Source organism: Flavobacterium quisquiliarum (genome assembly GCF_019308285.1).
Classification (GTDB): Bacteria; Bacteroidota; Bacteroidia; order Flavobacteriales; family Flavobacteriaceae; genus Flavobacterium; species Flavobacterium quisquiliarum.
In genome coordinates, this window is sequence record NZ_WWEM01000033.1 from 14,479 (window position 1) to 28,052 (window position 13,574).

Consider the following 13,574-nt stretch of genomic DNA (forward strand, 5'->3'; position numbering starts at 1 on the left):
ATCTGCAAATGACACACAAAATTTTAATTATAGACGACGAAGAAAAACTGAGAAGTCTGCTGGCGCGAATTATAAAATCGGAAGGATTTGAAGTTTTTGAAGCCAAAGATTTAAAATCAGGTTTTAAAAAACTGGAACAAACAGATATTGATGTTGTTTTATGTGATGTGAAACTGCCTGACGGAAACGGCGTTGATTTTCTGCAAAACATAAAAGGAAGTTTTCCATTGACAGAAGTTATTTTATTAACTGCTTTCGGAAATATTCCAGACGGCGTTCAGGCAATGAAAAATGGTGCTTTCGATTATATTGTAAAAGGCGACGATAATGATAAAATTATTCCGCTTCTTTATAAAGCGGTTGAAAAGGTTCATTTGCAAAAAAAGGTTCAGCAACTCGAAAAACGCATAAACGACAAATACTCTTTCACTACCATAATCGGAAAATCGAAAGGAATTGAACAAGTTATTGATCTCGCACAAAAAGTTGCTAAAACCGATTCGACTGTTTTATTGACAGGCGAAACCGGAACTGGAAAAGAAGTTTTTGCGCAGGCGATTCATGAAAACAGCAATCGTGTGGGAAAATCTTTTGTGGCATTAAACTGCAGTACTTTCACAAAAGAAATTTTAGAAAGCGAACTTTTTGGTCATAAACAAGGCGCTTTTACGGGAGCTGTAAAAGATAAAAAAGGGTTTATTGAAGAAGCAAACGGCGGAACTTTATTTCTGGATGAAATTGGGGAAATGCCAATTGATCTTCAAGCCAAATTATTGCGTGTTTTAGAAACTTCCGAATATATTCCGGTTGGTGATACCACTCCAAAAAAATCAAATTTCAGGTTAATTGCGGCTACAAACCGAGATTTAAAAACAGAAAGCGATGAGCATCGTTTCCGTTCTGATTTGTATTTCCGTTTGAATATCTTCGAAATTAAGCTTCCATCTTTACGAGAAAGAATCAAAGATATTGCGGTTTTGACAAATTATTTCGTGAAACAGTTTTCTGAAAAAACGAATAAAAAAACTTTACATATTAGTGATGATTTTCTGCAGAAATTAGAAAATTATTCCTGGCCGGGAAATATCCGCGAACTTAAAAATATTATAGAAAGATCGGTTATTTTGAGTAGTAGCGATACGTTGACTTCAGATGTTTTGCCGTACGAAATGCAGCATCAAACTGAAAAAAGCAATAAACCAATGTCGGCTTTTTCTATGCATAGTATTGAAAAATTGCATATTCAAAAGGTTTTAAATTATACGAAAGGAAATAAAGCGGAAACGGCTCGATTATTAGAAATTGGGATTGCGACTTTATACCGAAAATTAGAAGAGTATAATATACAGTCGTGATCCTGCAAGGTTTCTAAAACCTTGTAGGTTTAGATTTTTAAATACTTTCACTTTAAATAGAATACCTACAAGGTTTTGGAAACCTTGCAGGAACCGTAACAATCTTATCATTTCAATAAAAGCTTATCATTTTGATAGGCTTTTTTTATACCTATTTTTTGGCACAAAACTACATTTCTTTTATTGACAGCACTTTAGCTATAACTTGCATTTTTCGGAACATATTTTGGCATAAGGAGAGAGAACATTAAAAATTCATTCCAAATGAAAAATCAAGTAACCTCAATCTACAAACAAGCAGAACGCTTTGCCGAGATAACCAAAAAATCAATTATTTCTGGAAACATCGTTCGGGCAAAAAAATGTCTTGCTCTTGCCGAACGTTTATTTATAACCGGAAGCATCGAAACTAAAAATGCCATTTCTAATGTGTATGTTTTTTCAGTTTCTTCTTTTATGGAAGTGCGTCACTGCAATATTTCACATTTGTTTCCTCAAACGCTTAAAGCGGAATATATCAAGCAGGTTAATGCCTCTGGTGTTTAATCGGTTAACTGTTTAATTGTTTAATCGCCAAACGACAATCTAAAATCTGAATTCTAAAATAATCTCCTATGATCACTTTTCTTTTACTCGGGCTGGCCGTTGTGCTGTTTGCCATTTGTTTTCTTTCTGTCGAATTTTTTGAAAAAATCTAAATCATGACCGCATTATTTATCATTTCTATCGCCGTTTTCGTGTATTTGGTTTATGTACTAATCAAACCCGAAAAATTTTAATGATGTAAAAAGTTATAAGTGAGATGTTAGATGTTAAGCGTCGCTCTCCTTTTACAAATTACATTTTACATTTTACAAAAACTCACATATTATGAACACAGAATTATTAGGCGTCATTGGTATTTTTATCCTAACCATTGTTTTAGCGATTCCTTTAGGAAAATATATTGCTAAAGTTTTCTTGGGAGACAAAACACTTTTTGACCCGATTTTCAATCCAATTGAAAAATTTATTTTTAAAATAAGCGGTATAAATCCTGCTGAAGAAATGAACTGGAAACAACACTTAAAAGCACTTTTAAGTATTAATATGGTTTGGTTCTTTCTTTGCTTTTTTGTCTTATTATTTCAGGGATCTTTGCCATTAAATCCGGATAACAACCCGTCTATGACACCTGATCTGGCTTTTAATACGGCTATTTCATTTATCGTAAACTGTAATTTACAGCATTATTCTGGCGAAAGCGGGGTTTCTTACCTTTCACAAATCGTCTTGATGTTCCTTCAATTTGTTTCTGCTGGTATCGGAATGGCCGCTGCCGCTATGATTTTTACAGCAATGAAAGAAAGAACAACAGAACAATTAGGCAATTTTTATAATTATTTCATCAAAAGCTGTACTCGTATTTTATTACCACTTTCAGCAATTGTAGCTGTTGCACTAGTATTTAGCGGAACTCCAATGACTTTTGAAGGTAAGGATGCTATTACAACTTTACAAGGCGATCATGTAGAAGTTTCTCGCGGACCAGCTGCGGCTTTTATTGCGATTAAACATATTGGTACAAATGGTGGTGGTTTTTTTGGAGCGAATTCAGCTCACCCATTAGAAAACCCGACTTATTTTACAAATGGAGTTGAACTTTGGGCACAGATGATTATTCCGTTTGCGATGATTTTTGCTCTTGGATTTTACCTCAACAAAAGAAAATTATCAAATATTATTTTTGGTGTAATGACGGTTGGATTTTTACTTCTTGTAGTTCCAACAGTTATGAGCGAAATCAACGCAAATCCTGCTATCGAAAAAATGGGAATCGCACAAACAACCGGAGCGATGGAAGGAAAAGAAGTTCGGTTTGGCCCAGCAATGTCAGGTTTCTGGAGTATTGCTACAACGGTAATTTCTACAGGTTCTGTAAACAGTATGCACGATAGTTCGATGCCGGTTTCTGGCGCTATGCAATTATTATCTATGATGGTGAATGCCTTTTACGGCGGATGCGGTGTTGGTATTTTGAATTACTACATTTTCATTATTCTGGCTGTATTTATTTCCGGATTAATGGTTGGTCGAACTCCTGAATTTTTAGGCAAGAAAATCGAAGCGCGGGAAGTTAAAATTGCCGCTTTTATCGCCATACTTCATCCTCTATTGATTTTAGCCGGAACTTCTTTAGCTTCTTATTTTGCTGCTAATGATACCGCAATGGGCTATTGGTTTAGCGGTAACGCAACAGGCTGGTTAAATAACCCTGGAAATCACGGATTCTCAGAAATGTTATACGAATACACTTCAAGTGCTGCTAATAACGGTTCTGGTTTTGAAGGTTTGGGAGATAATAATCCGTTCTGGAATATCACTACAGGAATTGTATTACTTCTAAGCCGTTTTATTCCAATCATTGGTCCATTAGCAATTGCAGGTTTGCTGGCAGGTAAAAAATACATTCCAGAAAGTGCCGGAACTTTAAAAACGGATACATCAATTTTCGGAATCATGACTTTTGCCGTAATCGCAATTATCGCCGCTTTATCGTTCTTCCCAGCGTTGGCTTTAGGTCCATTGGCAGAATTCTTTACTTTAAAATAATAACTCATTTTTCAATGCTGAAAATATTTTAAACACATAGAAACATAGTTTTTTCTTAACCTAAAAAAGAAAATCAAAAGAAACTAGTTTCTAACACATAGCTATGTGAATGTATGCAAGTGAAACGCCTTTACCACAAAGTTAAAATCTATGTTTCTATGTGTTTTAAAAAAATCAGTTAAACAAAATAACATAAAAAATGACAACTAATAAATCCACATCATTGTTTGAAAGTAAACAGGTAAAAGAAGCCTTAGCGCAGTCTTTTGTCAAGCTGAATCCAAAAATGATGATCAAAAATCCGGTAATGTTTACCGTAGAAATTGGAACTGCAATTATGTTTGCTGTCTGCGTTTCGATATTAATGGGCGCAAATGACCAAGGAAGTTTTACCTATAACCTAATTGTATTTTTAATTTTACTGGCAACGCTTTTATTTGCCAATTTCGCCGAAGCCATTGCTGAAGCAAGAGGAAAAGCACAAGCGGACAGTTTAAGAAAAACTAGAGAAGAAACTCCTGCAAGACAGATTCTGCCTAACGGAGAAATCAAAAATATCAGTTCTTCAGCATTAAAAAAAGACGATATTTTCGTTTGCGAAGCCGGCGATTTAATTGCTGCCGACGGTGAAATTATCGAAGGTCTGGCTACCATTGACGAAAGTGCTATTACTGGAGAAAGTGCTCCTGTAATTCGGGAAGCAGGCGGAGATAAATCATCTGTAACCGGAGGGACAAAAGTATTATCTGATAAAATTAAAGTAAAAGTAACTTTTGAACCTGGCGAAAGCTTTTTAGATAAAATGATTGCTTTGGTTGAAGGTGCGAGCCGTCAGAAAACACCAAACGAAATTGCCTTAACCATTTTATTAGCCGCATTTACTTTAATTTTCGTGATTGTGTGCGTTACGCTAAAACCGTTTGCCGACTATGCCAACGCACCCATTACGATCGCGGCTTTCATTGCTTTGTTCGTTTGTTTGATTCCAACAACAATTGGAGGTTTGCTTTCTGCAATTGGTATTGCGGGAATGGACAGAGCGTTGCGTGCCAACGTAATTACAAAATCGGGGAAAGCAGTTGAAACTGCAGGAGATATTGATGTTTTGCTTTTGGATAAAACCGGAACCATTACCATTGGAAACAGAAAAGCGACTAATTTTTATCCGACAAAAGGAATTTCTTTTGATGATTTTGTGAAATCGGCTGTTTTGAGTTCGCTTGCTGATGATACTCCTGAAGGGAAAAGTATTTTAGAATTAAGTGAGATGATTGATGTAAAAAATGAAACGAAAGCAAGTTTCTTAAAGACTACTTCTGATATTTCACATACTATCAAATTTACTGCAGAAACCAGAACTTCTGGAGTCGTATTAAAAGACGGAACAAATATTAGAAAAGGTGCACAAGACGCTGCAAAGAATATTGCACAGCAAGCTGGAAATTCTTTTCCTGAAGATACTGCACAACAAGTAATTTCAATTTCGTCTAATGGAGGAACTCCATTGGTAGTAATTAAAAACAATGAAGTTCAAGGTGTTATCGAGCTTCAGGATATTATTAAAACTGGAATGAAAGAACGTTTTGAGCGCTTACGCAGAATGGGAATCAAAACGGTTATGGTTACAGGTGATAATCCGCTTACGGCCAAATTTATTGCCGAAGCTGCCGGTGTTGATGATTTTATTGCCGAAGCAAAACCTGAGGATAAAATGAATTACATTAGAAAAGAACAGGCTGAAGGAAGACTGGTTGCCATGATGGGTGACGGAACAAATGATGCTCCTGCCCTTGCCCAAGCCAATGTCGGCGTTGCGATGAACAGTGGAACTCAAGCGGCAAAAGAAGCCGGAAATATGGTCGATCTTGACAATGATCCAACGAAACTAATTGAGATTGTTGAAATTGGAAAACAGCTTTTAATGACTCGAGGTACTTTAACTACTTTTTCTATTGCAAATGACGTTGCGAAATATTTTGCTATTGTTCCTGCTCTTTTTATTACTGCGATTCCTGCGTTGCAAGGTTTGAATATCATGCATTTGCATAGTCCTGAAAGTGCGATTTTATCGGCTGTAATTTTCAACGCGGTTATTATTCCAATTTTGATTCCGCTTGCGCTGAAAGGTGTTGATTATCGACCAATTGGAGCAAGTGCCATCCTTAAAAGAAACCTTTTGATTTATGGTTTAGGTGGTTTGATTGTGCCTTTTATCGGAATCAAACTGATTGACGTGATTGTTGCACTTTTTATGTAAGATGCTAAGTTGCTAAGATTCTAAGTTTTTTCCTTAGAGTCTTTAAAACTTATTTATCACAATTAAAAAAACTTAGAAACTTAGAGGCTTAGTCTCTTAGAAACTTTAAAAAAATGAAAAATCTATTTTCTATAATAAAACTTACTGCGGTTACCTTAATCTTATTCGCAGTTATTTATCCTTTAGCGATTTACGGAATCGCACAAATTGCTCCGAATCAAGGAAAAGGAGAAACAATTTCGGTTAACGGAAAAGTGGTTGGTTACCAAAAAATTGGTCAAAAATTCGATAAGTCGAATTATTTCTGGGGAAGACCTTCGGCTGTTGATTATAATGCGGCGGGAAGTGCCGGAAGCAACAAAGGTCCAAGCAATCCTGATTATTTGGCTTTGGTTCAAAAAAGAATTGATACGCTTTTATTGGTTCATCCGTATTTGAAAAAATCTGATATTCCGTCGGATATGGTTACGGCTTCTGGAAGTGGTTTAGATCCGAATATTTCTCCGCAAGGGGCTTTGATTCAGGTGAAACGAGTTGCTAAAGAAAGAAAACTGGATGAAGCTAAAGTAAAATCTTTGGTTGAATCTAAAATTAATACTGCTGTCGTTGGTCCTGAAACTGTGAATGTTTTGGAATTGAATGTGGCTTTGGATCAGCTTCGCTAATTCCAAAGATGCTAAGTCGCTAAGGTCCTAAGATTCTAAGTTTTTCTCCTGCAAGGTTTTAAAAACCTTGTAGGTATGAAAAATCTGCATCAAGTATTATCATGAAGTAACCGCAAAGTTTGTCATTCCGAGGAACGAGGAATCTCCGCGAGTAGCTCGACAAAGATTGGCGAATTTCTATACGGAGTTTCTTGCGGAGATTCCTCGTTCCTCGGAATGACAAACAGAGCGTAAACTGAAACTTATAATTAATACCTACAAGGTTTTGGAAACCTTGCAGGAAACGAAAACGCCTTTTTACCCCAAATGCCCTAGCCCCGATAGTAGTGGAAATCCTTTTGTGTCTCGTTTCTTTAACGAGACACAAAAGATTGAAACGGATAGCGGGATTAGCTCCTAAAAAATCTACTTAATAAATAATAGAATACCACAAAAATGAAAAAAATAATACTTACTGCTTTAATCGCTTTTGGTTTTAGCAATTTACAAGCACAGTCAGCATCTAAAAGTCCATTGACATTTTCGGGATATGTAGACGCTTATTATAGTTATGATTTCGGGAAACCTGAAAATCATACTCGGCCAAACTTTTTTTACAGTTATAATAAAAGCAACGAGGTAAACCTGAATTTGGGAATGGCGAAAGTGAATTATTCGAAAGAAAATATTCGGGGAAATTTTGCCCTGATGGCGGGAACTTATGCCGAATATAATATGTCTGCCGAGCAAGGTTTATTGAAAAATATTTATGAGGCGAATGTTGGTGTGAAGATTTCGAAAAACCATAATTTATGGATTGATGCGGGAATTATGCCTTCGCATATTGGTTTTGAAAGCGCGATTGGAAAAGACTGCCAGACTTTAACGAGAAGTATTCTGGCTGAGAATTCCCCTTATTATGAAACGGGAGTTAAAATTGGTTATACTTCTGAATCTGGAGAATGGTATTTGGCGGGTATGTACTTGAATGGCTGGCAGAGAATTGAAAAAGTTGAAGGTAATCAAACGCCTGCTTTTGGAACTCAGGTTACTTACAAACCGTCTGATCGGGTTGCTTTGAACTGGAGTACTTATGTTGGAAATGAACAGCCGGATATTGATAAAAAGTGGCGTTATTTCAACAACTTTTATGGACAGTTTAAAGTAACAGAAAAGACAAATATTACAGCTGGTTTTGATATTGGATCACAACAATCGACTAAAAATAGTAACAAATATGACACTTGGTTTTCGCCAGTTTTGATTCTGCAATACAAACCAGTTGACAAGATTCAGCTTGCTGTAAGAGGTGAATATTATAGTGATGAAAAAGGTGTAATTATCGCAACTGAAACGCCAAACGGTTTTAAAACTTACGGATTTTCGGCTAACTTTGATTACTTAGTTACTGATAATGTTATGTTTAGGATTGAAGCCAGAAATCTTTCAAGTAAGGATGAAATCTTCACAAATAAAGACAATCTCCCAACGGATACGAATACGTTTGTAACGACTTCGTTGGCGATTAGTTTTTAGGGGAATATTTCTTGCCACAGATTACACCCATTAAAAAGGATTTTTTTTTGTGCTAATTTATTCGCCACGAATTCACGAATTATTTCAAATAAAAATTCGTGAATTCGTGGCTAAAAAAAATAAAACTTTGTGACTTAGCGCCTTCGTGGCAAAAAATATGGAAAACGAAAATAATAATGCACAGCACTTTCTCGATTTAATTCAGAAATCACGAAAGGGAAAGTTTAAAATCTACATTGGAATGAGCGCCGGTGTGGGCAAAACTTTTCGTATGCTTCAGGAAGCGCATTCGTTATTGAAAAACGGAATCGATGTGAAAATTGGCTACATCGAAACGCACATGCGAAAGGAAACGCATGAATTATTAGCGGGTTTGCCGATAATTCCGAGACGGACCATTTTTTATAAAGGAAAAGAATTAGAAGAACTCGATGTTCAGGCGATTATCAATCTTCGTCCGGAAGTGGTTATTGTTGATGAATTGGCACATACAAATGTTGAGGGAAGCAAAAATGAAAAACGCTGGCAGGATGTTTTAGAGATTTTGGAAGCGGGAATTAATGTGATTTCGGCAGTGAATATTCAGCATATTGAAAGTTTAAATGAAGATGTAAAACGCATTACAAATATTGATGTTCAGGAACGTATTCCGGACAATGTTTTGCGATTGGCAGATGAAGTCGTGAATATCGACTTAACATCTGAAGATTTGATTGCGCGTTTGAAAGAAGGAAAAATTTATACTCCGGATAAAATTCAGACGGCTTTAACGAACTTTTTTAAATCGGAACAGATTTTACAGCTTCGGGAATTGGCTTTGAAAGAAGTAGCGAGTCAGGTCGTTCGGAAAGTTGAAAATGAAGTTCCGAATCTTCATGCTTTACGACATGAGAAACTTTTGGCCTGCATTAGCAGTAATGATAAAACGGCTAAAATTGTAATTAGAAAAACAGCAAGACTTTCCAGTTATTATAACGGATTGTGGTATGTTTTATATGTAGAAACTCCGCAGGAAAGCAGTAATAAAATTGCCTTGGACAAACAAAGACATTTAATTAATAACTTTAAACTCGCCGTACAATTAGGCGCAGAAATTATTAAACTGGAAAACAGTAATATTACCGATGCAATTTTGGCAACTGTTGAAGAAAAACAAATTACAACTGTATGTATTGGAAAACCGCATTTGAATTTATTTAAAGTAATTTTGTCTACAACAATTTTCAGACGTTTGTTGAATAAACTGTCTTTATCAAATGTTGATCTTGTAATATTATCGTGAAATGTTTTATGTGAGATGTAAGATGTTGTTCTTCATTTCACATTTTACAAACAACATTTCACACAAAAAATAAAATATGAGAATTAAAACCAAATTGAATCTGGGAGTTGGATTGTTATTTTTAATGATCATCATACTTTCGTTAGTGAGCGGTTATTCTGTTTTTTTGATAAAAGCAGATACCGAGAATATTCTGAAAGCAAATTATAATACACTGGAATATTCGCGAAATATGATTTTGTCTTTGGATGAAATTAAAGCGAGCCCTGATAGCAAGATTCATGTTTTCAAGGAATATCTTGAAAAACAAACGCAAAATGTTACCGAACCGGGAGAAAAAGAAGCAACCGAAAACCTTGAAAAAAGTTTTACGCTTTTAGAACAAAACGGAGCAAACGAAGCCATAAAAGCAAAAATCAGACAGGATATTTTTGCTATTATGAAACTGAATCTGGATGCGATAAAACAGAAAAGCGATATTGCCAAACATACCGCCGAAAATGCCAATTTATGGATTGCCATTGTGGGAAGTTTATGTTTTTTGATTGCTTTTAATTTGCTGGTTAATCTTCCGAATAATATTGCCAATCCAATCAAGGAATTAACACTGAGTATTAAGGAAATTGCTAATAAAAATTATTCGGAGCGTGTTCATTTTACAAGTCATAGCGAATTTGGAGATTTGGCCAAATCGTTTAATACGATGGCGCAGAAACTTCAGGAATATAATGATAGTAATTTGTACAAACTCTTCTTCGAAAAGAAACGACTGGAAACTTTAATCAATAATATGAACGATCCGATTATTGGTCTGGATCATGAAGGAATTGTTTTGTTTGCCAATGATGAAGCGCTCAAAATTATTGGTCTGAAACTGGAAGATGTTATAGGAAAATCGGCTTCTACTCTAGCCTTGTCAAATGATTTGATTCGGTCTTTGATTTTAAAAGAGGAATCAGATGCTCCTAAAAAACAACCGCTTAAAATTTATGCGCACGGAAAAGAAAGTTATTTCGAAAAAGAAATTCTGAACATTACCATAATTCCAACAGGTGAAGAAAAGGAAATCAATATTGGCGATGTCATTATTCTGCGAAATATTACACTTTTTAAAGAGCTGGATTTTGCCAAAACCAACTTTATTGCGACAGTTTCACACGAATTAAAAACACCAATTGCTTCGATAAAATTAAGTCTGAAATTGCTTGAAAATGAAAAAACAGGCGACATGAACGAAGACCAAAAACAATTGGTTGAAAGCATAAAAGATGACAGTCAGCGATTATTGAAAATTACGGGCGAACTGCTTAATCTATCGCAGTTAGAAACTGGAAATATTCAATTGAATATCGAAAAAAGCAATCCGCATGAAATTGTAAATTATGCTGTTGAAGCGGTAAAAGTTCAGGCGGAACAAAAACAAATCAAACTGGTTATTGATGCTGATGAAAATCTTCAAGACGTAAAAGCCGACAGTGAAAAAACAGGCTGGGTTTTGATTAATTATTTATCGAATGCGATAAGATATTCTTCTGAAAAAAGTACCATTCACATCAAACTAAAAAAAGAATTAAATCAAATTGTGTTTCAGGTTATCGATACCGGAAAAGGAATTGATACAAGATATAAAGACAAAGTTTTTGATAAATATTTTCAGGTTCCGGGAAGTCAAAAATCTGGAACGGGATTAGGTTTGGCAATCAGTAAAGAATTTATTGAAGCTCAAAATGGAAATGTTGGTGTTGAAAGTAATTTGGGATTGGGAAGTACGTTTTGGTTTTCGTTGAAGGTTTAGATTTTTTTTTGCCACAAAGGCACTAAGACGCTAAGTTTTATTTTTCAGCCACAGATTAAAAGGATTAAACAGATTTTTGAATGACTTTGTATGTCTTTTTTCGCCACAAATTACACAAATTTTCACAAATTATATTTTAATAAAGTTTATCAAAAGAGCCGTAGGCTAGGTACATTTTGTAGGGCCGGATTTCAATCCGGTTGGCATAGAAATTCCGCAATACAAAAGAGCCGTAGGTTCGGCACATATTGAGCGCAACTATGAATCTCGTCTCTAAAGGACTTCTAGAACATGTTAAATCATCCTCAACGGATTGAAATCCGTTGTTACAATATCAATTATTCCTACGGAATTTTAAAATAAATTTAGCCAATCTTAATCCAATTACCCTATTTAAAACCAGCAAATTAAAGTTCGCTTAAGGTTCAATTAAGACCAAAATACCGACATTAAACATTCGTTACTATTGCAAAATATAAACGACAAAAACAATGTTCCGCAAAACAGTTTTCCTAGTATTCTTGTTCGGATTATTTTCTGCAAATGCACAGCAAAATGATTCGATCACAAAAATTGACAGTACTTCTCATAATTTAAAATTCAATTACAAACAATTGATTATTCCATCGGTTTTAATTGGTTATGGTGTTATTGGGTTAGAAAGTGATCAGCTTTTGAGTTTCAACCACCAAATTAAGGCTGAAGTTACTGAAGACATTGACAACAAAATTACGATTGATGACTTCTCTCAATATGCACCCGCCGCATCTGTTTATGCATTGAATGCTTTTGGCGTAAAAGGTAAAAATAATATGCGGGATCGCTCTGTAATATTGGTGACTTCGTATGCTATTATGGCAACAACAGTTTTAGGTTTAAAATCGATTTCACATGTAGAAAGACCAGACGGAAGTTCGAATAATTCTTTTCCTTCCGGACATACAGCAACGGCATTTATGGGTGCCGAATTTTTATACCAGGAATATAAAGACAAATCGATTTGGTATGGAATTGCAGGTTATGCCGTTGCTACTGGAACGGGACTTTTTAGAATCTACAATAATCGTCATTGGTTAACTGATGTCGCTGCTGGAGCGGGAATTGGGATTTTGAGTACCAAAATTGCCTATTGGATTAATCCATATATTACTAAAAAGTTATTCAAATCAGATTCTGAGAACAAATCAACTTCTATGATTATGCCTTTTTATAATGGACAGCAATATGGATTAGGATTTGCGAAGATCTTTTAGTTTTTTTGACACAAAGGCGCTAAGACACAAAGTTTTTTTGAATAGTTTTGTGTCTTAGCGCCTTCGTGGCAAATTCTTTTTATGTATTCGAAGTATTATTCTTAATCTCCCTAACTTCTCTTTTCAATTCTAAAAGCAAATCTTTCATTGCTCCGGTTTCTGTCGTTTCTTGTTTTTTATCCGAACGGCCGATGTTACATTCGTATTCCCAAATCTCCAGAATATCAGAAGCTTTCACTTCATAATTCGGGTAAAAATTGTTGTCGGATTCTAAAACCAAACTATTCTTTTTGTTTTTATTGAGACGTTTATACACCATTCCTTCATTCTTAGTAATAAGAATATAGGTTTTTCCGTCCATTACCTCTCCCAGCTTTTCTACATAACGACCAATAATAATAGAACCATCTTCGTGTGGAGGCATTGAATCGCCTTCAACGGGAAATCCGCGGTGTTTTCCTGGTCCTAAAAAAGGAAGGGTAATCTGCTGTAAACTTTCAATATATTCTGGATCAGCATATCCGTTGAGGTAACCTGCTTTTGCTTTTTGAGATACAATTTCAATAAAATTTTCTCCAAAACTATCCACTTGAATAGGTAAAATAAGTCGGTTGCCTTCTAGTTTTATCAAATTTTGCACATCAATTTTGCGTATATCGACAGATAATATCAAGTCAATACTCATATGAAAATATAATGCAATCTTCTTTAAAATGTCATACGGTGCTTCCGAAGTTCCATCTTCGTATTTCACGTATCTACCTCTGGTAATGCTAAGGTTTTCAGCTAATTTCTCCTGCGATATTTTATGCTTAACCCTTAATGCTCTGATGTTGTCTGAAAATAAGGACATAATTAAT

General features: G+C 35.3%; 11 protein-coding genes. 10 read left to right on the top strand and 1 reads right to left on the bottom strand.

The features are described from left to right. Positions 1 to 8 precede the first annotated feature (8 nt). From GSY47_RS15425 to GSY47_RS15470, 10 genes are all read left to right on the top strand, one after another. The gene (locus GSY47_RS15425; RefSeq protein ID WP_179001037.1) at positions 9 to 1,355 is read left to right on the top strand and encodes a sigma-54-dependent transcriptional regulator; all 1,347 of its coding nucleotides are present in this window, start codon (positions 9 to 11) and stop codon (positions 1,353 to 1,355) included. 264 nt (positions 1,356 to 1,619) lie between these two features. Continuing rightward, positions 1,620 to 1,901, top strand: a complete 282-nt coding sequence (locus tag GSY47_RS15430; protein ID WP_026730398.1) for a DUF7674 family protein — start codon at positions 1,620 to 1,622, stop codon at positions 1,899 to 1,901. 155 nt (positions 1,902 to 2,056) lie between these two features. Next, on the top strand, positions 2,057 to 2,134 hold the full coding sequence (gene kdpF, locus GSY47_RS15435) for a K(+)-transporting ATPase subunit F (RefSeq protein WP_081909388.1): 78 nt from the start codon (positions 2,057 to 2,059) through the stop codon (positions 2,132 to 2,134). Between the two features lie 91 nt (positions 2,135 to 2,225). Continuing rightward, entirely contained in the window at positions 2,226 to 3,947 is a 1,722-nt protein-coding gene (gene kdpA / locus GSY47_RS15440) for a potassium-transporting ATPase subunit KdpA (protein ID WP_179001038.1), read from the top strand. A gap of 199 nt (positions 3,948 to 4,146) precedes the next feature. Next, positions 4,147 to 6,204, top strand: coding sequence for a potassium-transporting ATPase subunit KdpB (gene kdpB, locus GSY47_RS15445; protein WP_179001040.1), 2,058 nt, complete (start codon positions 4,147 to 4,149; stop codon positions 6,202 to 6,204). A 113-nt stretch (positions 6,205 to 6,317) separates the two neighbouring features. Continuing rightward, positions 6,318 to 6,869: a K(+)-transporting ATPase subunit C gene (locus tag GSY47_RS15450; RefSeq protein WP_179001042.1), complete on the top strand. Its 552-nt coding sequence runs from the start codon at positions 6,318 to 6,320 to the stop codon at positions 6,867 to 6,869. Between the two features lie 435 nt (positions 6,870 to 7,304). Then, a complete protein-coding gene (locus GSY47_RS15455; RefSeq protein WP_179001044.1) occupies positions 7,305 to 8,384 on the top strand; it encodes a porin in 1,080 nt (359 codons plus the stop codon). A 157-nt stretch (positions 8,385 to 8,541) separates the two neighbouring features. Further along, positions 8,542 to 9,666, top strand: a complete 1,125-nt coding sequence (locus GSY47_RS15460) for a sensor protein KdpD (protein WP_179001046.1) — start codon at positions 8,542 to 8,544, stop codon at positions 9,664 to 9,666. A gap of 76 nt (positions 9,667 to 9,742) precedes the next feature. After that, complete coding sequence (locus GSY47_RS15465) at positions 9,743 to 11,461, top strand: ATP-binding protein (RefSeq protein WP_179001048.1); 1,719 nt, start codon at positions 9,743 to 9,745, stop codon at positions 11,459 to 11,461. A gap of 491 nt (positions 11,462 to 11,952) precedes the next feature. Further along, positions 11,953 to 12,714, top strand: a complete 762-nt coding sequence (locus GSY47_RS15470) for a phosphatase PAP2 family protein (protein ID WP_179001050.1) — start codon at positions 11,953 to 11,955, stop codon at positions 12,712 to 12,714. Between the two features lie 79 nt (positions 12,715 to 12,793). On the opposite strand, the gene GSY47_RS15475 is transcribed toward GSY47_RS15470, so the two are convergent. Then, positions 12,794 to 13,567 carry an XRE family transcriptional regulator gene (locus GSY47_RS15475; protein WP_179001052.1) on the bottom strand — a complete coding sequence of 258 codons (774 nt, stop codon included), beginning with the start codon at positions 13,565 to 13,567 and terminating at the stop codon, positions 12,794 to 12,796. Positions 13,568 to 13,574: the final 7 nt, after the last annotated feature.